This window comes from Enterobacter cloacae complex sp. 309I3 (genome assembly GCF_050031595.1).
GTDB lineage: Bacteria > Pseudomonadota > Gammaproteobacteria > Enterobacterales > Enterobacteriaceae > Enterobacter > Enterobacter cloacae.
In genome coordinates this window covers 3,359,890-3,379,616 of record NZ_JBLGWI010000001.1, presented here as the reverse complement: position 1 = coordinate 3,379,616, position 19,727 = coordinate 3,359,890, and the positions used below count along the sequence as shown (strand labels likewise).

Below are 19,727 nucleotides of genomic sequence, written 5' to 3'. Positions count from 1 at the left end.
TTATGGGTTAGTCAGGAATATATACGGTCTGCCGAGTGAATCTTTTCTGATAAACCCATCTCCATAATTTGCCTGCTTAACGCAAACATCCCATGGTAGAAGCCTGGTCGTAATGTTGTGTTTTTTGTACATTGATAGCATGAATGCATGTACGCCACGCTTAGGCATGCCATCTATAGACATTGACTTTGTGCATAAGTAAAAAGACGTATCTCCATATGTTGATATCTTATTGTATAAAATATCCTCGGTTACCTCGGTGGCATATCTTGGTTTGTATATATCGAACCAGTATGACATTCCCATATATATTAATGATGCAAGAGACGCGGCAACAAGAAGCTTTATGATGCTAGAGGTGTTACTGTTTAAAAGTAAAATCAGGATGGAAGCAAACCCAAACCATAGCCATGCAGTGCTTCTTGCAGGAACATCTACACCAGAATAAACGTGTATTAATATGTCGATTGTCATTGACAGAACGACAGGGCACATAACAACCAGTGCAGACCTAAATGAACTGGCAAAAGCTACAACGACTGAGATAATGAAAAGAACAAGAATAATACCGTAGTAATCAAAAATATCTAAAAAATACAGTGACGTACTACTTATGTTATCCATTAGCGTGGCGTAATCATGTGCAGGCTTTGGATTTCGCCATGCTTCTATCACAACGCCAAATACACCATGAAATTTACTATTTAATGCGTATATTATTACAACACCTGACAGGTATGACAGGAAATAAAACAGTCCTATGAATAATAGCCATTTTATAGTCTTTGACGTGTTGTATTTAACCTCGCATGATGCCTTTATGGACATATATATGCACATAATGGCTAAAGCAACAGGGTATGTCAGTATTGCCATTATACCAAGGATATACCCTGAAAATGTTCTAAGGTATATGTTTTTTACTTCAAACGAATAAATGAATGCTATCGTTATAAGAATAAAAGGTGTCTGAGTGGCAGGCCATCCCATTATTTCAATGATTGGCATGCACAAGAATAATGAGATAGAAAATGCAAGCCTTACAATGTTGTTGGCGATCGTTTTGTATGAGAACAACCAACACAAAATGGCGTACAATGAAACCTGAATATAATATATTACTCTATAATCAAGTTCTTTCTGCACAAAAGAGTACAAGAAGTTAATCCACCTACCTTCAGATAGTGTTTTTGCCCAAGGGCTTCCGTATGTACCGTACCATGATGGTGGGTTTGACATAAATATCCAGTCATCATGCTCTATAAAGACATGAGATGCTCTTCCTGAAACTATTATTAATGCCAGTATAAGAATAGCGTAAAGCAGAAATGCATATCCCGCCGTGTTAAGCCTTTTCACTTCTTCTCCTTGCCTTTAAAATATACTTAGGTCTTTGCTTAACCTCTGTATAAATCCTTCCGATATATTCACCAAGAACCCCGATCCCAATCAGTTGAACGCCACCAAGGAACAGGATTGATACCAGGAGCGAAGGATATCCACGCACAGGGTTACCAAAAGCAAGCGTGTCCAGAATCATCCATGCACCATATAGAAACGCCATTCCGGCCACGATAAGGCCGATATAAGTCCACATGCGTAGGGGGAATGTCGAGAAGCTGGTTATTCCCTCAAGCGCCAGGTTCCATAACTTCCATCCGTTGAACTTTGTACTTCCAGCTATGCGCTCAGCCCTCGCATATTCAACAACATCTATTCTTCCACCAACCCAACTAAGAACCCCTTTCATAAACAGGTTGCGTTCTGGAAGAAGCTTGATATTGTCCACAACTTCGCGAGACATCAGGCGGAAATCACCAACATTCTCTTCAATCTTCGGGTTGCTTATTTTGTTGTGCAGCTTGTAGAACCACTCGGCAGATTTACGTTTCAGTCGGCTATCTGTGGAGCGATCAGAACGCTTCGCCAGAACCACGTCAGCACCATCCTGCCACTTCTCTATCAGATGCGGAATGACCTCTATTGGGTCCTGCAGGTCAACGTCAATCGGGATAACCGCTTCACCGGTGGCATGGTCTAGCCCAGCAAAGAGCGCTGGTTCTTTACCGAAATTTCTGGTGAATGACAGCGGAACCACAAGCGAGTCTGCAGCAGCCAGCGCATTTATAATCGATTCTGTCGCATCTTTGCTGCCGTCGTTGATGAAGACTATCTCTACTTCATGCTGCTGAAGCCCTTCAAACTCACGAACGGTTTTATAGAAGATTGGGATTGCTTCCTCTTCATTAAATACCGGAACGACCAGAGAAATTTTCATTTCGCATCCCTAAAGACAATGAACTTTGAATAGATGAATCCGCACACAAGACTGATGGCGGAGAATACAATTAACGTGACGATAGGCACAAGGCCAGACCTGTCAGCACACCAACCAACAGCAGCACTTAGCGTACCCATAAACCCTACATAAAGCATGTAACGCATGGTCGTGGTAGATGACTTAAAGGTGAATCTGGCATTGGCGAAGAAGCTGAACGACACAGCCACAACGAACCCGGCGAAATTGCCAAGCGCCTGGCCCGTATGAAATGCGTAAATGCATATGGCGAACACCACCCAATGAATGAGCGTGTTGATAACACCTATCGATGTGTACCTGGCGAATAACTTTAACATTATAGAAATCAGTGAATTCGGAAAGGCCTGAAGTGTAGCACCACAAACGCTATTGATCGACACCGCCGATCGGTAATACTGTATCTATATACAGTATCTATCGGAGGTGAGTTATGGGATTCCCGAGCCCTGCAGCAGACTTTGCAGAACAGCGCATATCGCTCGATGAGCGCATCGTATCGAGACCAGCGGCTACGTACTTCATGAGAGCGGGAGCGACACATTACCGGGAAGGCATTCTCAAAGGTGCAATGCTGGTTGTCGATGCTTCACTAAACCCATGTGATGGCTCATTGCTTGTGTGTGCCGTAGATGGTGAGTTTCATGTTAAGCGATATCGTACCCATCCTGAGCCTTATCTTGAGAATCTGGAGAACGGTAAACGCGAGAGACTGCGCAAGGTAGGTGAGATATCAGATGACGACAAACCGATATTCGGAGTCATCACGTACATCATCAACGATGCGCGGTCAGGTGAGTTTGATGATTGTCCGGTGATGTGAGGTTTTGTGTTAAGCTGACCGCATATCCCATCGCTCTATGTTGCAAACATGTAGCATGTCGGCATTCTTTCCATGTGATGAATTGAGTTGCTTTTATAAAACCGGACAACATACCGGACATAAAACGAAGTATCCTCAAATCGTAATCAGTAAAAACATGGAGTTAACTACAGAATGCGTCTCTTACTGGCGGAAGATAATCGTGAGCTGGCTCACTGGCTGGAGAAAGCGCTGGTGCAGGAAGGCTTTGCCGTAGACTGCGTTTCTGACGGGCGCGCGGCCGATCATCTGCTGCAGGGGGAAAATTACGCGGTGGCGATACTGGACATCGGTATGCCCGGTTTTGACGGCCTGGAGGTGGTGCACCGTTTACGTAAACGCGGCCAGACCTTGCCGGTGCTGTTTCTCACCGCACGCAGCAACGTGGCGGATCGGGTGAAAGGCCTGAACGCCGGGGCGGATGATTATCTGCCAAAACCGTTTGAGCTGGAGGAGCTGGACGCCAGGCTTCGCGCCCTGCTGCGCAGAAGCGAGGGGAGAACCCAGGAACGCCAGCGCCTTGGGGAGCTGGAGTATGACGACGACGGTTTTTTCCTGCTGCGCGACGAGCCGCTCTCGCTCACCCCGCGCGAACTGTCGCTGCTGAAGGTGCTGATGCATCGTCGCACCCGCCCCGTTTCCCGGCAGCAGTTGTTCGATCAGGTGTTTAGCCTGAACGACGACGTCAGCCCGGAGAGTCTCGATCTTTACATTCATCGCCTGCGCAAAAAGCTGAGCGGCAGCGGCGTGCGGATCACCACCCTGCGCGGACTGGGCTATGTGCTGGAGTGCGGCGATGAAGTGGGTTAAGCCTCAGTCGCTTTATCTGCAACTGCTGCTTTTTCTCGGCCTGCCGCTGCTGTTGCTGTGGGGATTATCGGCTTTTAACAGTTACGTCAGCGCCCTGCAGGCGGCGACCCAGGCGTACGACCGCACGCTGTTATCTTCGGCGCGTACCGTCTCTGAGCGGCTGGAGGTGCACAACGGCAAGCTGCTGGTTGATGTTCCCTGGGTAGTGCTCGACAGCTTTGAGCTGAACATGAACGATCGTCTCTATTACAAGGTGGTTGACCCGGAGGGGCGGGTGATCTCCGGCTATGACGATCTGCCGAACATGCCCCCCTCCACGTCGCGCACCACGCACTATCCCGCGCTGGCCTGGTTTTATCATACCGAGTATCGCGGCCAGGCGATCCGCGTGGCGAAGCTACTCCAGCCGATTAACGAAGACAATGTTTCCGGTATGGCGGAGATCTACGTCGCCGAAACCTTGCAGTCGCGGCGCTATCTCGCCACTCAGCTTCTGTTTTCTTCGCTCGTTTCGCAGGGACTGCTGGTGCTGCTGACGCTGGTCTTAACCGCCTGGCTGCTGCGCCGCGTGCTGCGCCCGATGCGTCAGCTCTCTTCGCTGATGGTGCGCCGTGAGCCAGGGCTGCTGGCCCCGCTGCCGGAGCTGCTGCCCTGGTCGGAAACGCGGCTGCTGATCGTGGCCTTTAACCGTTATATCGACAGGTTACGCGGCGTACTTTCTCGCCAGGAGCGCTTCAACGCCGATGCGTCTCACCAGCTCAAAACGCCGCTGGCGGTGCTCAAAACCCAGGTTTCCGTTGCCCTGACGCGAAACGATCCGGCCCTGTGGCAGGAGAGTTTACGCGCCATGAACGTGACGCTGGATAACACCATCGTCCTCACCGAACGGCTGCTGCAACTCTCCACGGTGAGGCGCAAAGAGCAGGGGGATCGCCAGTTTGCGCCGGTGGACCTGGTTCAGGTGGTGCAGAACTGCTGTTTCTCCAGACTGACGCAGGCGCGCAGCAAGGCGATCGATTTGGGTTATGACGGCATTCAGCAACCCGTCTTGATAGACGGTGATGAGGTGCTGCTGGGGGAGCTGTGCGCCAACCTGCTTGAGAACGCGATCAAGTACACCCCGGCAGGAGGCATCGTCACCGTGTTCCTGCACACCGACGCGGGCGGCGTTGAGCTCAGCGTGGAGGATAGCGGGCCCGGCATCGAAGACAGCCAAATTCATCAGGCAGTACTGCCTTTCCATCGGCTGGACAACGTCGGGGACGCCAGCGGATCGGGTATCGGGCTGGCGCTGGCGAGTGATATCGCCCGGCTTCACCGAAGCCACCTGCAGCTTTCCCGCAGTGAGGCACTGGGAGGGCTGAGCGTAAAAATGCGCTTTCTGTTGCTGACGTAAAAAAACCGCGCGTATCAAATCGTTACAATCTACTTGCCCGCCGCACGCAGAGTGCTTGATCGCCAGGCGTCTCAGGTTAAAATCTCGCGGTTTTTTTGGGACTTTTCTATAAATTGCGCGGGAACACGATAATGAAAAAAGTGGCATTGATGGGCTTAGGCCTGATATTCGTTTCGGCGGCGGCTAACGCCATCAGCTTTAACGGCTCAGCGGGTCAGGATTACACCCACCTGGGCTTTGGCCTGGGTACCGAGACCGCAGGTCTGGCGATGACCGGTGGCTGGACGCATAACGATGACGATGGCGATGCGGCAAGCCTCGGCCTGGGTCTGAATATTCCTCTTGGCCCGTTCCTGGCCACCGTCGGCGGTAAAGGTATCTACACCAACCCGAACGACGGCGACGAAGGGTATGCGGCAGCGGTGGGCGGCGGTCTGCAGTGGAAAATTGGCGACAGCTTCGGCCTGTTTGGTGAGTACTACTACTCGCCGGACTCCCTCTCCAGCGGTATCGACAGCTATGAAGAAGCCAACGCGGGTGCGCGCTGGACCATCATGCGCCCAATTACCATTGAAGCGGGTTATCGTTATCTGAATCTGGCGGGCAAAGACGGTAACCGCGACAACGCGCTGGCTGACGGCCCGTACGTGGGCGTCAGCGCAGGCTTCTAACCCCTCCGGCGCGGCGTCCGTCGCGCCAGTTTCTCTCCTCTCCATGCCGGTGATTGCGCTATAGTGTTTTCACCATATAAGCGGGAGAACACAATGATTAACGTGGAGATGTTATCCACCGGCGACGAAGTGCTGCATGGACAGATTATTGATACCAATGCTGCCTGGCTTGCCGATCTTTTCTTTGAGCAAGGATTACCGTTAACGCGCCGCAATACCGTAGGCGACAGTCTTGAGTCGCTGGTGACCGTTCTGCGCGAGCGTAGCGAACACTGCGACGTGCTGATTGTGAACGGTGGGCTCGGCCCTACCAGCGACGATCTCAGCGCGCTGGCTGCCGCGACCGCCAAAGGCGAAGGGCTGGTGTTGCACGAGGAGTGGCTGGCCCACATGGAGCGTTTCTTCTCCGAACGTGGCCGCGTGATGGCACCCAGCAACCGCAAACAGGCTGAAATCCCGGCCAGCGCCGAACTGGTCGATAACCCGGTGGGTACCGCCTGCGGTTTCGCCGTTCAACTGAACCGCTGCCTGATGTTCTTCACGCCGGGTGTCCCGTCTGAATTTAAAGTGATGGTCGAACAGCAGATCCTGCCGCGCCTTCGTCAACGTTTTACCCTGCCTGAACCGCCAGTCTGCCTGCGCCTGACCACCTTTGGCCGTTCGGAAAGCGATCTGGCGCAGAGCCTCGATCACCTGCCGCTGCCGCCGGGGGTATCCATGGGCTATCGCTCTTCCATGCCGATCATTGAACTCAAGCTCACCGGGCCTGCCACGCAGAAAGCGGCGATGCTGGCGCTTTGGCCGGAAGTGCAGCGCGTGGCGGGCGAAAGTCTGATTTTCGAGGGTACGGAAGGGCTACCGGCGCAGATTGCGAAGCATCTGCAGTCGCGCCAGCTGAGCGTCACTCTCAGCGAGCAGTTCACCGGCGGCCTGCTGGCGCTGCAACTGTCGCGCGTTAATGCTCCGCTGCTGGCCAGCGAGGTGGTGCCGTTCCAGCAGGAGACGCTGGCGCAGACAGCGCGCTGGGCGTCAGAACGCCGGGTCAACCATTTTGCCGGGCTGGCGCTGTTTGTCGGGGGGATGGATGAGGAATATCTCAACTTTGCGCTGGCTACGCCGGAAGGGACGCATGCCTTAAGAGTCAAAATGAGTATCACCCGCCACAGCCTGGCGGTGCGTCAGGACGTCTGCGCCATGATGGCGCTGAACATGCTGCGTCGCTGGCTGGCAGGTAAAGAGGTGGCCAGCGAGCACGGCTGGATCAACGTGGTGGAATCGCTGTTCGTTGAGTGACCGGTTTGCCGGGGCGGCGGCCCCGGCGATACCTAACCCAGGGCCTTCGCCAGCAACGCGATCGGATGCTCGCAGCGCTTGCTGGTGGACATCTCTATCTGCCACTTGCAGGTTTCGCAGTCGGTCACCACGATATCCGCGCCGCTCTCTTCAATCTGGTGGAACAGCGGCGCGCCAATTGCCTGTGATGTTTCGTAATTTTCACGCTTAAAGCCGTACGTCCCCGCAATGCCGCAGCAGCGCGAATCCAGCACCGTCAGCTCCAGCCCTGGAATTAACCGCAACAGTTCCAGCGTGTAGAGCGACCAGCCCATTTTTTCAATATGGCACGGCGTGTGGTAGACCACTTTCAGGGGTAAATTTTTCAGCGGTAGCGTCTGCCCGCTGTCCAGCTTGCGCCACAGAAAACGGGTTGCCAGCTCGATATGTTCGCGCAGGCCGGTGTTGTCCACGTCCAGCAGGTGCGGATACTCATCGCGTAGCGTGAAGGTGCAGGTCGAGGAGGTGGCCAGCACCGGAATGCCTTTATCGACGATGGCCTCGCGCAGCGACGAGACGTTGCTTCTGGCCTGTTTACGCGCTTTATCGGTAAACCCGTTGGCGATCAGCGGCACGCCGCAGCATTTCTCCTTGTTCAGTAACTGCACGCCTGTACCCATGACGTTCAGCACTTTCAGCAGATCTTTACCCAGCTGCGGATGGTTGTAGTTCACGTAGCAGCCATGGAAGAACGCGACCTGGTCGGCATACCGCGTCTGGTCTGCCGCTACGGATTTGTACCAGCGGCGGAAGGTGCCGTGGGAATATTTGGGCAAACTGCGGTGATGGTCGATCTTAAGCGTGGCATCCAGCAGCTGGCGCACCGGTTTCAGCGAGGTCGCGGCGTTCACCAGCGGGGCAAACGGCGTGGAGACGCTGCCCATCAGATCGGTATGGCTAAGAATGGCATCGCGCAGCGACGGTTTTTGCGTGCTATAGCGTGCCCGGGCGCGCTGAATAATGTCGCCGATTTTCACATCCGACGGACAGGCGACTTCACAACGTTTGCAGTTGATGCAGTATTTCAGCGCGTCATCGTACAGCGCGCCGTCCTTCAGACGCAGGCGCTCGCCGTCCGGCCCGGCCTGTTTCGGCCCGGGATAGCGCGGGTTGACGCCGCTGACCGGGCAGACGGTGGTGCAGACCGTGCATTTGATGCAGCTTTCAAAGCGGGTATCGTTCATTGTTCAGCCTCCGTGCGCTGGCAAATCTGCTCTGCCACATAGAGCGCCGTTATGGCGCAGACGCCGCCGCCGCAGCCCTGGGCGATAGGATCGTATCCGCCCAAAAGCGAGCCGATGGCGTAGAGATTCGGTACTGACTTTCCTGAAAGTTGCGGATGCAGCTGGTTATCCACGATTACGCCGAACTGCTGCCACGGCTGCGGGGCAAAGAAATCGCTCTGATACCAGTCCGCGCGAGAGGCGCTCTGGCGGACGTCCAGCCCCATAATCGCCTCGCGAATGCCGTCCCGGCTGCTCAGCAGACCGTTACTGAAGAAACTGCCGCTTGCCAGCACCGCGTAACGCGTACGAAGCGGAATATCGTCGTGGTTGCGGGTCCAGATTTCGCTCACCGAGCCGTCAGTCAGGGTGATTTTTTTCACTTCATCACCCGCCATCCACACGCCTCCCTGGGCCACAAACTGGCGCTGAAGCTGGGTATGCAGGCGAATGCCGGGTACGGACGGAGGAAGCGTTGGCAGCAGGCCGAGCGAGCAGGGCAGGCGGTCGGACAGCCAGCGCCACAGCCGGTTGTCCTGTAAGCCAAAGCAGGCGGGCATAAACAGCGCATCGCATCCCTCTGCAAGCGGTTTGAGCGCCTCATACAGCAGCGGCCATTTCTCTTCGTTATCAAGCAAACGGGCAATATTCACCGCGCGGAACTCGCTGGGGTTGTCGCGCAGGACATCCAGCTCAGGAAGGTCAATCTCTGCCGTTTCAGCGTTGACCCCCTGGCGACTGAGCGAGGCCGCTGCCAGATGGGGCTGAAAATCCAGAAAACCGCTAATGCCCACCACCCGCACGCGCGTGGCCTTGAACGGGGCAACGGGCACCTCCTCCGGGCTGAGCCAGGCGGAACGCAGGGTGCCAAGCGGCGTGACGCGCGCGTGATTTTGCCTGGCGCTCCCCTGCATACGTGCGCCGCAATCAGCCAGCAGCGCTTCGGTCTCCAGGGCAAAGCGGTCAATGTGCTGCGCGCCAGTCAGGTGATAAGGATGTTCTGCCGGCAGTTTTTCGCGGTACGTTTCGTCCACCAGATCCAGCGAGCCCGACGAGAAGTGCAGGGCGCTCTGGCCCCGGGTGATAATGGCGCAGCGCAGTCCCTGCTTCGTGAGTTTGATGCCACAGAGCAGACCCGCCAGCCCGCCGCCGACGATCACCGTATCAAATTTCATCGCGTTGCTCCTTCTCAAGACCGCAAAGCCCCTGGTACACCCAGCGGGTAAATTCGCTTTCACGCAGGGCATCGCCCCAGGCGACAGGCTGAATGCCTTTCCAGCGCTCGTTCAGAAAATCGCTGAGCTGATCCAGCGACTGGGTGGCGGTGGTGGTATGAAAACGCTGCAGCAGCCCGGCGGCACGGCAGGCACACAGCTCCCCCTGACAGGTACCCATCCCGACACGGGTGCGGCGGCGGAGATCGAGCAGGCTATTCACCGTCAGATTCTCCACCGCGTATTGCACTTCCCCGGCGGTAACGGCCTCGCACTCGCATACCAGACTGCGGCTCAGCCGTCCTTCACCCAGCCAGACCGGTGTTCTGTCGCCATGGCGATAGATAGCCGAACCACGCAGGGGGGCAGGCAGGGAGATAATTTTTTGCAGCGTTTTCTCGGTGGACTGGCGCGAGCCGGGCAGGGGCTGTTCTGCGGTCACGCACGGTTCGCTATTGCCCAGTTTGCGGCAGACAGCATCCGTCGCCCATTCGGCCATCAGGCGGTAGGTCATCAATTTACCGCCGGTGATGGTGATGAAGCCGTCCAGCCCGTCGCGCTCGGCATGGTCAAGCAGCACAATGCCACGGCTGACATTGCGTCCGCTCGGGTCGTTATCGCTGGCGACAAGCGGACGCACACCCGCGTAGGCGCGCAGGATGCGGGTCTTGGCCATCACCGGCGCCAGTTTTTCTCCTTCGCGCAGCAGGATGTCGACCTCTTCTGCGGTGACCCGATTGTAGTCAATCTCGCTGTAGTCAACGTGGGTGGAGGTGGTCCCGATTAACGAAATGGTATCGCCGGGGACAAGGATGTCTGCGTCAGACGGTTTACGGCAGCGGTTGATGACATGGTTATTAATGCGGTGGTCGAGGATCAGCAGCGAGCCTTTGGCCGGGAACATGCGCACAGATAAATCGGCGTATTCTGCGATGCGTTGCCCCCAGATCCCCGCCGCGTTGACCACCACGGCGGCATATAGCTCGCTGTGTTCGTTGTACTGCGTATCCAGGACCCGCACGCCCACGATGCGATGCCCCTCACGGATAAGCCCGGTGACCTGATGGCCGGTCAGGATCCGCGCGCTGTGCTCGCGGGCGTCCAGCATGTTGGCCGCCGTCAGACGAAACGGATCCACGGTGCCGTCCGGGACTTTTACTGCACCCGTCAGTGCCGGATTAACCGAAGGTTCGATGCGGCGTGCAAGGGCCGGGTCAATGGCTTGCGCCTGAATTCCCGCGGCCTGGCAGGCGGTAATGAAAGTTGACTGAAAGGCGAGATCGTCTTCGGGAAGCGTAATAAACAGGCCGTCGGTCGGTTCAATACAGTGGCGGGCGATACGTCGCAGGATCTGATTTTCGGCGATACATTCGCGTGCCGATTCGCCGTCGGTAACGGCGTAGCGGGCGCCGCTGTGCAGCAGGCCATGATTGCGTCCGGTAGCGCCGGTCGCAATATCATGGCGCTCCAGGAGCGTGACGCTCAGCCCTCTGAGCGCACAGTCGCGTGCGATGCCAGCGCCGGTCGCGCCCCCGCCAATGATAATCACATCGCTGTAGCGTGGATCGTGAATTGTCATTGTCATCCCTCTGTGTTCGTTTTTTATCATTTAGCCACATGAAAACTGTGGTTTGTTTGATTTCGAACACAAACGAGCGAAATTCGAAAGTGAAACGTGATTCCATGCGCTTTTTTGCGCACGTTGTCATATTTCTGTAACAATTTGTGCGTTGATTCACAGTAACAATCACCGTGATTTCTTAACATCCCCGCCTTGCTGGAGTTTGGGGCAGTTAAACCCCTGTAAATTCAATACATGGCCACGGAGGCTGTCATGCTCAGTATCTTTAAACCTGCGCCGCACCGGGCGCGTCTGCCTGAGGCAGAAATAGATCCGCTTTACCGCCGCCTGCGCTGGCAAATCTTCCTGGGGATCTTCTTCGGGTATGCGGCGTATTACCTTGTGCGTAAAAACTTTGCCCTCGCCATGCCTTATCTGGTTGAGCAGGGCTTTTCGCGTGGCGATCTCGGGTTCGCGCTGTCGGGGATCTCCATCGCCTACGGCTTTTCGAAATTCATCATGGGATCGGTGTCGGATCGCTCGAATCCGCGCGTGTTCCTGCCAGCCGGTCTGATCCTGGCGGCGGCGGTGATGCTGTTTATGGGCTTTGTGCCATGGGCAACGTCCAGCATCGCTATTATGTTTGTGCTGTTGTTCCTGTGCGGCTGGTTCCAGGGGATGGGATGGCCGCCATGCGGGCGTACCATGGTGCACTGGTGGTCGCAAAAGGAGCGTGGCGGCATCGTGTCGGTGTGGAACTGCGCGCATAACGTGGGTGGCGGCATTCCGCCTCTGCTGTTCCTGCTGGGGATGGCCTGGTTCAACGACTGGCACGCTGCGCTCTATATGCCTGCCTTTGGCGCCATTCTGGTGGCGATTATCGCCTTTGCGCTGATGCGTGATACACCGCAGTCCTGCGGCCTGCCGCCGATTGAGGAGTACAAAAACGACTATCCGGATGATTACAGCGAGAAGCACGAAGAAGAGCTGACGGCAAAGCAGATCTTCATGAAGTACGTGTTGCCGAACAAACTGCTGTGGTACATCGCGGTTGCGAACGTGTTTGTTTACCTGCTGCGTTACGGCATCCTCGACTGGTCACCGACCTACCTGAAAGAGGTGAAGCATTTCGCGCTGGATAAATCCTCCTGGGCCTACTTCCTGTACGAATACGCGGGGATCCCGGGGACGCTGATTTGCGGCTGGATGTCGGACAAAGTATTTAAGGGCAACCGTGGCGCAACGGGCGTCTTCTTTATGACGCTCGTGACCATTGCCACCGTCGTCTACTGGCTCAACCCGCCGGGTAACCCGGGCGTGGATATGACCTGTATGATCGTCATCGGCTTCCTGATTTATGGTCCTGTTATGTTGATCGGTCTGCATGCGCTGGAACTGGCACCGAAAAAAGCAGCCGGTACGGCGGCAGGCTTTACCGGTCTGTTCGGCTACCTGGGCGGTTCGGTCGCGGCGAGCGCCATCGTGGGCTATACCGTTGACTTCTTCGGCTGGGACGGCGGCTTTATGGTGATGATCGGCGGCAGCGTGCTGGCGGTACTGCTGCTGATTGTTGTGATGATCGGTGAAAAACGTCACCACGCGGACGTGCTGGCGCGTCGTCAATAAGGAGCATTGCCATGAAATTAACTCAATTAGCGACCGGTCTGCTGCTGGCGGGCCTGATGACCGGCTCCGCGCTGGCGGCGGATAAAATCGTTATTGCCCATCGCGGCGCAAGCGGCTATCTGCCGGAGCATACGCTGCCGGCGAAAGCGATGGCCTACGCGCAGGGGGCCGATTATCTTGAGCAGGATCTGGTGATGACAAAGGACGACCAGCTGGTCGTCCTGCATGACCACTATCTTGATCGCGTGACCGATGTGGCTGAGCGTTTCCCGGACCGCGCCCGTAAAGATGGCCGTTTTTACGCCATCGATTTTACTCTGGATGAAATCCGTTCTCTGAAGTTTACCGAAGGCTTCGAGATTGAAAACGGCAAGAAGGTGCAGGTTTATCCGGGACGTTTCCCAATGGGTAAATCTGACTTCCGTATCCATACCTTCCAGGAAGAGATTGAGTTTGTTCAGGGGCTGAACCACTCAACGGGCAAAAATATCGGTATCTATCCGGAAATTAAAGCCCCGTGGTTCCATCACCAGGAAGGGAAGGATATTGCCGCGAAGACGCTGGAGATGCTGAAGCAATACGGCTACACCAGCAAGAAGGACAAAGTTTATCTCCAGTGTTTTGACGCCGCAGAACTGAAGCGCATCAAAAGCGAGCTGGAGCCAAAGATGGGGATGGATCTCAATCTGGTCCAGCTGATAGCCTATACCGACTGGAACGAAACCCAGGAGAAGCAGGCAGACGGCAAGTGGGTAAACTACAACTACGACTGGATGTTCAAACCGGGTGCCATGAAGCAGATCGCGCAGTACGCCGATGGGATCGGGCCGGATTACCACATGCTGGTGGCGGAAGGTTCAACCCCGGGCCACGTGAAGCTGACGGCGATGGTAAAAGAGGCACACGCCAGCAAGATGCAGGTGCATCCGTATACGGTGCGTGCTGACCAGTTACCGCCGTACGCCACGGACGTGAATCAGCTTTACGAGGTGTTGTATAAGCAGGCGGACGTAGACGGGTTGTTTACGGATTTCCCGGATAAAGCAGTTTCATTCCTGCATAACAAGTAATACAAGGGGCCGTAAGGCCCTTTTTTATTCGGGCAGTAGGCCGGCCAGCCTTAGCTTTTTTTCCCATTCTGGCTCTGGCCCTAGCTGTTCTGCGACCAGGTTGACCAGCGCCTGGATCACCGGCGAGGCGCGACGCGTCTGGCGATACAGGGCCACAATGTTGCCACCATCCGGTTGCCAGCCGGGTAAAATAATATTCAGTTCTCCGCGCAATATCGCATCAGCACCTAAAAATAACGGCATGACCACAATCCCAAGCCCTGCTTTGGCGGCTTCCAGCAGGCTGAAAGCATTATCCGAGCGCAGACGATTTCTGACGCGCCAGTTCTGGCGCTGCCCGTTATGCAGTAGCTGCCAGCAACCGCCTGGCGCACGGTGGGTATATAACAGTCCGTCATGCTGCTCCAGCTCAACGGGGTGCACAGGCGTGCCCCGTTGCGCCAGATAGTCCGGGCTCGCGCACAGCCAGGTCAGATTGCGCGCCAGCGTGCGGGCGATGAGCGTAGAGTCCGGGACGAGACCGAGGCGGATGGCGATATCAAAGTCGGGCTGATGCATATTAATCTGCCGATCTTCTGTCGAGATATCGAGAGACAGTCCCGGATGAGCGCCAATAAATCCGGCCAGGATCGTCGACAGATGGGTGGTCATAAAGGTATGCGAGGTGGCGATACGCAGCTCGCCGTGAAGCTCGCTGCGTGAGGGTGCCACGGCTTCTTCCGCCTGTGTGACTTCGTCAAGGATATGCACGCACTCCTGATAAAAAAGCAGACCCGCTTCCGTCAGGCTAAGGCGGGGCCCACGCTCCAGCAAGCTTGCGCCAAGCCGTTTCTCCAGCATCTTGACGCGCTGGCTGACCACCGATTTTGATGTCCCCAGCTTTGCCGCCGCGCCAACAAAGCTTTGCGACTCAACAACCGAAACAAACGTGCTCATCTCCACGAACTTGTTCACACAGGCGCTCCTTTATGGCTTATTCGGTTTACTATGCGCCGTTCAGGGAACCGGAAAAACGGCTGGCGAGATATTCTGCCGCCATGATCACATCCGGATTAGTCGCCTGAGAGGGAACGTCCGGGAACAGCGAGGCATCGACGACAAACAGCCCGTTAATACCGAAGACGTTGCCGCACGCGTCCACGACTGCTGCCGGATCGCTTTCTTTACCCATCGGTGCTGTCGCGCTGAGGTGTAGATTACTTTTCACCGTCGCACGCTGCTCCTCTGCTATCTGCTGGTCTGTTTTGGCGAGTTTACCGCCTTTAACTGCCGGGACTTCGCCAGTAACCAGTGCCTGCAACGGACCTTCCTGCACCAGTGCCCGGGACAACTTCACCGCTTCGACCATCCGTATGACGTCGCGCTCGTCGCCCAGCAGATTGAGATCGATACTGGGGGCGAGCAGTGGATTGCGGCTCGTCAGTGTCAGACGCCCACGGGCACAGGGGCGAGCCACGGTGAAAAAGAGCTGGAAACCCGCCCCGTGTGGAAACAGTCCCGGATCGACGAAGTGGTTATTGCTGATATACAGATCCAGTTCGTCGGCTGCGGCCAGCGAAGATTGCGTCCAGAGCGTTGCACCTATTGGGGGATAGCTGGCATGTTCTGCAGAGGTCGCCAGCATGATCCCGTTCACGGGTTGTTCATGCAAATTGCGGCCAACGGGGAGATCCTGTTTTAGCGGGATTTCCAGACGGCGTAAATCGTCAGCAGGACCAATGCCGGAGCGTAACAGAATGGCTGGCGTACCGGCCGCACCGGCACAAAGGAACACGCAGTCGGCAGCGATCCGTGTCCCATCCGCAAGCTGTATGCCGTATACCCGCGAATTGTCTATCAGCGCTTTATCCACAACCGTCATGCCGACAATTGACAGATTCTTGCGCGCCCGAACCTCCGCCGTCAGGTAGACCATGCCAGTGTTTTGCCGGATGCCGTTGACAACATTCAGTGGATAGATGGCGACGCCGTGTTGTTGTGCGCCGTTAATATCGTCAATGGCGGCAAAGCCGTGAGCGCGACAGGCGTGATAAAACGCCTGACTTGCCGGACTGAGTGTCTCCAGCGCAGGTAATCGCACCGGAACGGGACCGTGGCGGCCATGCCAGCGATCGTCGCCATAGTCGGCATTTTCAAGCCGTTTGAACCACGGTAAAACCTTATCAAACGACCAGTCGCTCAGGCCGCGCTTTACCCAGCGGTCAAAATCGGATTTAGGGGCGCGAACAAACGCGCCTGCGTTGATCGTGGAGCCGCCACCGAGCACTTTGGCCCGCAGATGACCAGAGGTGTGATCGGTTCCCGTCGCCGCGCCGTGTTCCCAGACGTAATCACCGCCGCCAACAGAGTGACTTTGCGTCAGTTCATCCGGCCAGCCATCGGGGGCAAAGACGGGGCCGCCTTCCAGCAGCAATACCTGGCAGTCAGGGTTCTCGCTAAGACGTGCGGCGAGAACCGCACCCGCTGAACCACCGCCTGCGACTATGACGTCGTACGATTGTTTCATTATTCTGGCGCTGTTTTCCGGCTTGATGGATACCATTTTTCCTCTCCTCATGAATATCGTTACGCAGCGCATCAGCCAGTTTTTCTGCCATCATGATGATGGTCGGATTGAGGTTGATGAGCGGGATTTCGGGCAGGATCGATGCGTCGATGACCCTTAAGTCATGCAGACCGTAAAGGCACCCGTTTTCATCCACCACGGCATAGGGGTCATCAGGGGGCCCCATCGGTGCGGTGGAGCAGGGGTGCTGGAGGGTGCTAACCCCCTGCGCCAGAGCCTGGCGAATGTCAGATTCATCATCCCCGACCGAGGCTCCGGGGCTGATTTCGTACTCAATGAGCTGGCGCAGCGGCGGCATATCCGCCAGCAGGCGTGCCAGACGAAAACACTCGACCATCCGGCGCATGTCATCTTCTGTCGTCAGGTGATTAAGCGCTATTTCCGGTGCATCGTGAGGGTCACGGCTCTTCAGGCGGATGTAGCCTGTGGAGCTGCAATGCATGAGTTCCAGCCCGAGGGAGAAGGCGACGCCGGTTGGGCTGAGGTCTGTAGGTAACAGATGCGAAGGGGAAATGGCAATGTCCATTTCGCGGGCTGATTTGGCAAAGCTTGAATTCGTCCAGATCTGGGCGGCGACAACCGGATGCTCGTGGCCCTTAAGTTCGGCTTTTCCGGCGAAGTTTATCCAGTAGAAGGCGTGATCCCGCAGACGCTCACCCACCGGGGCCTCTTTCACGACGGGGATCGACAGCGATTCCAGATGGTGGCGTGGGCCGATGCCTGAGCGCAGCAATATCGCGGCGGAACCATAGGCGCCGGCGCTGAGGATTGTCTGGCGGGCAAAGCACTGTTCCCCGTCGGCAAGCTGCACGCCTTTGACCCGGTTCTCCTCAACGATCAGCTTGTCCGTGAGCGCCCCATACACGATGGTCAGGTTCGGGCGCTGGCGCACCTTGCGGGTAAGCCATGCCATTCCGGTATTCACCCGAACGCCGTTAATAATATTCATCGGATTGGGCCCGGCGCCGTTGTTGGCTTCTGGGTGGTTAAAGTCTTCAACCCGCGCAAAACCCAACTGCCACGCCGCTTCCAGGGTGGCCCGCTGAACTGGGGTGATCTCCTCTAACGTCATCTGATGGATCGGAAGTGGACCTTCACGACCATGATATTTATCCTCACCCAAAGGGTAGGTTTCCATCTTTTTGTAGTAGGGCAGCACATCCTCATATTTCCAGCCCTTAAGCCCTTTTGCCGTGATGCGTTCGAAATCCCAGGGGAGCGCCCGGCAGGCGACGGCGGCGTTAATGGCTGAACTTCCGCCGAGGGTTTTGCCGCGCGGAGTATAGACGGGATCGGGCTGGCTGACCGGGCTGGCGTAATAGCCCCATTCATATCGCTGATCGCCATTCGCCGCGATAATATTGCCGCTGTAAAGCAGTTCCGGATAGCCATCGGGATCAAAAGACGGACCATATTCCAGCAGCAGAACACGTGTCTGCTCATCTTCGCTAAGACGTGCTGCCAGCACTGCCCCGGCAGAGCCCGCGCCAACGATAATAATATCGTAGGGCATCTGCTCAGGGGATGTGGTCATGAACTGTTCTAAGGATAAAACGGACATTGCTGATGGCCTCCTCAGGTGGATATACCGTTAGAGTAAGCGGCATGAGGAGGGGTGAACAGGTGAGGAAAGGCGAATCACGGGTTCGTAAATCACGAACCCGAAAGGAGGGGTTGGCGCTATATTTCTATTTCAATATCACCTTTTGCCCGGCAGCAGCAGGGCAAAATTTCCCCTTCATTGATAAAGGCCAGCGGTTCGGTCAGCCAGTCCACCTGGCCGGTGACCAGGCGGCAGCGGCAGGAGCCGCAATAGCCTTCACGACACTGATACTCTACCGTCACCTGATTCGCCTCAAGGGCTGCCAGCAGGGAAGGGTGCTCTTCCTGGCACAGCACTTCTGTGCCCGAAAGACTCAGCGTTACGCGCGTCATCAGAGCTGGAAATTGCTCAGGTCGTCAGTGTTGACTTCAGAATCAATCTGACCGACCAGGTAAGAACTCACTTCCACTTCCTGTGGCGCCACCTGCACGTTATCGGACACCAGCCAGGTGTTGATCCACGGGATCGGGTTGGAACGCGTCTGGAATGGCAGATCGAGACCGACCGCCTGCATACGGATATTGGTGATGTACTCAACGTACTGGCACAGAATGTCTTTGTTCAGGCCAATCATGGAGCCGTCGCGGAACAGGTAGTCTGCCCACTCTTTCTCCTGCTGTGCGGCCAGCACGAACAGGTCGTAGCACTCCTGCTTGCACTCTTCAGCGATTTCCGCCATCTCCGGGTCGTCTGTGCCGCTGCGCAACAGGTTCAGCATGTGCTGGGTACCAGTCAGGTGCAGGGCTTCGTCACGGGCGATCAGACGGATGATTTTGGCGTTACCTTCCATCAGCTTGCGCTCGGCAAACGCAAAGGAGCAGGCAAAGCTCACGTAGAAGCGGATGGCTTCCAGGGCGTTAACGCTCATCAGGCACAGGTACAGCTGCTTTTTCAGCGCGCGCAGGTTCACGGTGACGGTTTTGCCGTTCACGTTGTGGGTCCCTTCGCCCAGCAGGTGCCAGTAGCTGGTCATCTCGATCAGCTCGTCGTAGTAGTGGGCAATCCCTTCCGCGCGTTTCTGAATCTGCTCGTTGGTGACGATATCGTCAAACACCACCGCCGGATCGTTAACGATGTTGCGGATAATGTGGGTGTAAGAGCGGGAGTGGATCGTCTCCGAGAACGCCCAGGTTTCCACCCAGGTTTCCAGTTCCGGAATGGAGATCAGCGGCAGCAGGGCAACGTTCGGGCTGCGGCCCTGAATGGAGTCCAGCAGCGTCTGGTACTTCAGGTTGCTGATGAAAATGTGTTTTTCATGCTCCGGCAACGCCTGGAAATCGATACGATCGCGGGAAACGTCAACTTCCTCCGGACGCCAGAAGAAGGAGAGTTGCTTTTCAATCAGCTTTTCGAAGATGTCATATTTTTGCTGATCGTAGCGTGCCACATTGACCGGCTGGCCGAAGAACATCGGCTCTTTGAGCTGGTCGTTTTTCGTCTGTGAAAAGGTGGTATATGCCATGAGTGTGTCCTGTG

The 19,727-nt window shown here is 55.9% G+C and carries 18 protein-coding genes; 7 read left to right on the top strand and 11 right to left on the bottom strand.

Translation table 11 applies throughout. The features are described from left to right. From ACQG22_RS15990 to ACQG22_RS15980, 3 genes are read right to left on the bottom strand one after another with little or no spacing between them, the layout of a single operon-like run. Entirely contained in the window at nt 1–1,359 is a 1,359-nt protein-coding gene (locus ACQG22_RS15990) for a hypothetical protein (protein WP_426711573.1), read from the bottom strand. Next, nucleotides 1,346–2,278 (bottom strand): glycosyltransferase family 2 protein, encoded by a 933-nt coding sequence (locus ACQG22_RS15985; protein WP_369706633.1) that lies wholly within the window; start codon nt 2,276–2,278, stop codon nt 1,346–1,348. The genes ACQG22_RS15990 and ACQG22_RS15985 overlap by 14 nt, the downstream gene beginning before the upstream one ends. Beyond that, nucleotides 2,275–2,637, bottom strand: a complete 363-nt coding sequence (locus ACQG22_RS15980; RefSeq protein ID WP_246932195.1) for a GtrA family protein — start codon at nt 2,635–2,637, stop codon at nt 2,275–2,277. The genes ACQG22_RS15985 and ACQG22_RS15980 overlap by 4 nt, the downstream gene beginning before the upstream one ends. Before the next feature lie 113 nt (nt 2,638–2,750). Here ACQG22_RS15980 and ACQG22_RS15975 point away from each other — a divergent pair, with 113 nt between their 5' ends. The 5 genes from ACQG22_RS15975 (at nt 2,751) to ACQG22_RS15955 (ending at nt 7,349) form a co-directional block, all read left to right on the top strand. Beyond that, nucleotides 2,751–3,140 (top strand): S24 family peptidase, encoded by a 390-nt coding sequence (locus ACQG22_RS15975; RefSeq protein WP_369706634.1) that lies wholly within the window; start codon nt 2,751–2,753, stop codon nt 3,138–3,140. A 174-nt stretch (nt 3,141–3,314) separates the two neighbouring features. Beyond that, nucleotides 3,315–3,989 (top strand): transcriptional regulator TctD, encoded by a 675-nt coding sequence (gene tctD, locus ACQG22_RS15970; RefSeq protein ID WP_013098025.1) that lies wholly within the window; start codon nt 3,315–3,317, stop codon nt 3,987–3,989. Further along, entirely contained in the window at nt 3,976–5,385 is a 1,410-nt protein-coding gene (locus ACQG22_RS15965; protein WP_023621534.1) for a sensor histidine kinase, read from the top strand. Before tctD ends, ACQG22_RS15965 begins: the two co-directional genes overlap by 14 nt. A 131-nt stretch (nt 5,386–5,516) precedes the next feature. Then, nucleotides 5,517–6,056 carry a YfaZ family outer membrane protein gene (locus ACQG22_RS15960; protein ID WP_013098023.1) on the top strand — a complete coding sequence of 180 codons (540 nt, stop codon included), beginning with the start codon at nt 5,517–5,519 and terminating at the stop codon, nt 6,054–6,056. A 93-nt stretch (nt 6,057–6,149) separates the two neighbouring features. Next, nucleotides 6,150–7,349 carry a nicotinamide mononucleotide deamidase-related protein YfaY gene (locus ACQG22_RS15955; protein ID WP_020690657.1) on the top strand — a complete coding sequence of 400 codons (1,200 nt, stop codon included), beginning with the start codon at nt 6,150–6,152 and terminating at the stop codon, nt 7,347–7,349. A gap of 32 nt (nt 7,350–7,381) precedes the next feature. Here the strand turns inward: ACQG22_RS15955 and glpC are convergent, their stop codons facing one another. From glpC to glpA, 3 genes are read right to left on the bottom strand one after another with little or no spacing between them, the layout of a single operon-like run. Next, on the bottom strand, nt 7,382–8,572 hold the full coding sequence (glpC, locus tag ACQG22_RS15950; protein ID WP_248725470.1) for an anaerobic glycerol-3-phosphate dehydrogenase subunit GlpC: 1,191 nt from the start codon (nt 8,570–8,572) through the stop codon (nt 7,382–7,384). Then, nucleotides 8,569–9,786: a glycerol-3-phosphate dehydrogenase subunit GlpB gene (glpB, locus tag ACQG22_RS15945; protein ID WP_040022395.1), complete on the bottom strand. Its 1,218-nt coding sequence runs from the start codon at nt 9,784–9,786 to the stop codon at nt 8,569–8,571. The genes glpC and glpB overlap by 4 nt, the downstream gene beginning before the upstream one ends. Next, a complete protein-coding gene (gene glpA / locus ACQG22_RS15940) occupies nt 9,776–11,404 on the bottom strand; it encodes an anaerobic glycerol-3-phosphate dehydrogenase subunit A (protein ID WP_369706635.1) in 1,629 nt (542 codons plus the stop codon). Before glpA ends, glpB begins: the two co-directional genes overlap by 11 nt. 255 nt (nt 11,405–11,659) lie before the next feature. On the opposite strand from glpA, the gene glpT reads away from it, so the two are divergent. Continuing rightward, nucleotides 11,660–13,012, top strand: a complete 1,353-nt coding sequence (glpT, locus tag ACQG22_RS15935; protein WP_013098018.1) for a glycerol-3-phosphate transporter — start codon at nt 11,660–11,662, stop codon at nt 13,010–13,012. Nucleotides 13,013–13,023: 11 nt separating this feature from the next. Further along, nucleotides 13,024–14,082 carry a glycerophosphodiester phosphodiesterase gene (glpQ, locus tag ACQG22_RS15930; protein WP_369706636.1) on the top strand — a complete coding sequence of 353 codons (1,059 nt, stop codon included), beginning with the start codon at nt 13,024–13,026 and terminating at the stop codon, nt 14,080–14,082. A gap of 24 nt (nt 14,083–14,106) precedes the next feature. Here glpQ and ACQG22_RS15925 read toward each other — a convergent pair whose 3' ends face one another. The 5 genes from ACQG22_RS15925 to nrdB form a co-directional block, all read right to left on the bottom strand. After that, nucleotides 14,107–15,036 carry a LysR family transcriptional regulator gene (locus ACQG22_RS15925; RefSeq protein WP_369706637.1) on the bottom strand — a complete coding sequence of 310 codons (930 nt, stop codon included), beginning with the start codon at nt 15,034–15,036 and terminating at the stop codon, nt 14,107–14,109. 31 nt (nt 15,037–15,067) lie between these two features. Continuing rightward, entirely contained in the window at nt 15,068–16,624 is a 1,557-nt protein-coding gene (locus ACQG22_RS15920; RefSeq protein WP_369706638.1) for a GMC family oxidoreductase, read from the bottom strand. Beyond that, on the bottom strand, nt 16,518–18,209 hold the full coding sequence (locus ACQG22_RS15915; protein WP_369706639.1) for a GMC family oxidoreductase: 1,692 nt from the start codon (nt 18,207–18,209) through the stop codon (nt 16,518–16,520). The genes ACQG22_RS15920 and ACQG22_RS15915 overlap by 107 nt, the downstream gene beginning before the upstream one ends. Before the next feature lie 119 nt (nt 18,210–18,328). Continuing rightward, nucleotides 18,329–18,583: a class I ribonucleotide reductase maintenance protein YfaE gene (gene yfaE / locus ACQG22_RS15910; RefSeq protein WP_013098013.1), complete on the bottom strand. Its 255-nt coding sequence runs from the start codon at nt 18,581–18,583 to the stop codon at nt 18,329–18,331. After that, the gene (nrdB, locus tag ACQG22_RS15905; protein WP_114518880.1) at nt 18,583–19,713 is read right to left on the bottom strand and encodes a class Ia ribonucleoside-diphosphate reductase subunit beta; all 1,131 of its coding nucleotides are present in this window, start codon (nt 19,711–19,713) and stop codon (nt 18,583–18,585) included. The genes yfaE and nrdB overlap by 1 nt, the downstream gene beginning before the upstream one ends. Between the last annotated feature and the right edge of the window lie 14 nt (nt 19,714–19,727).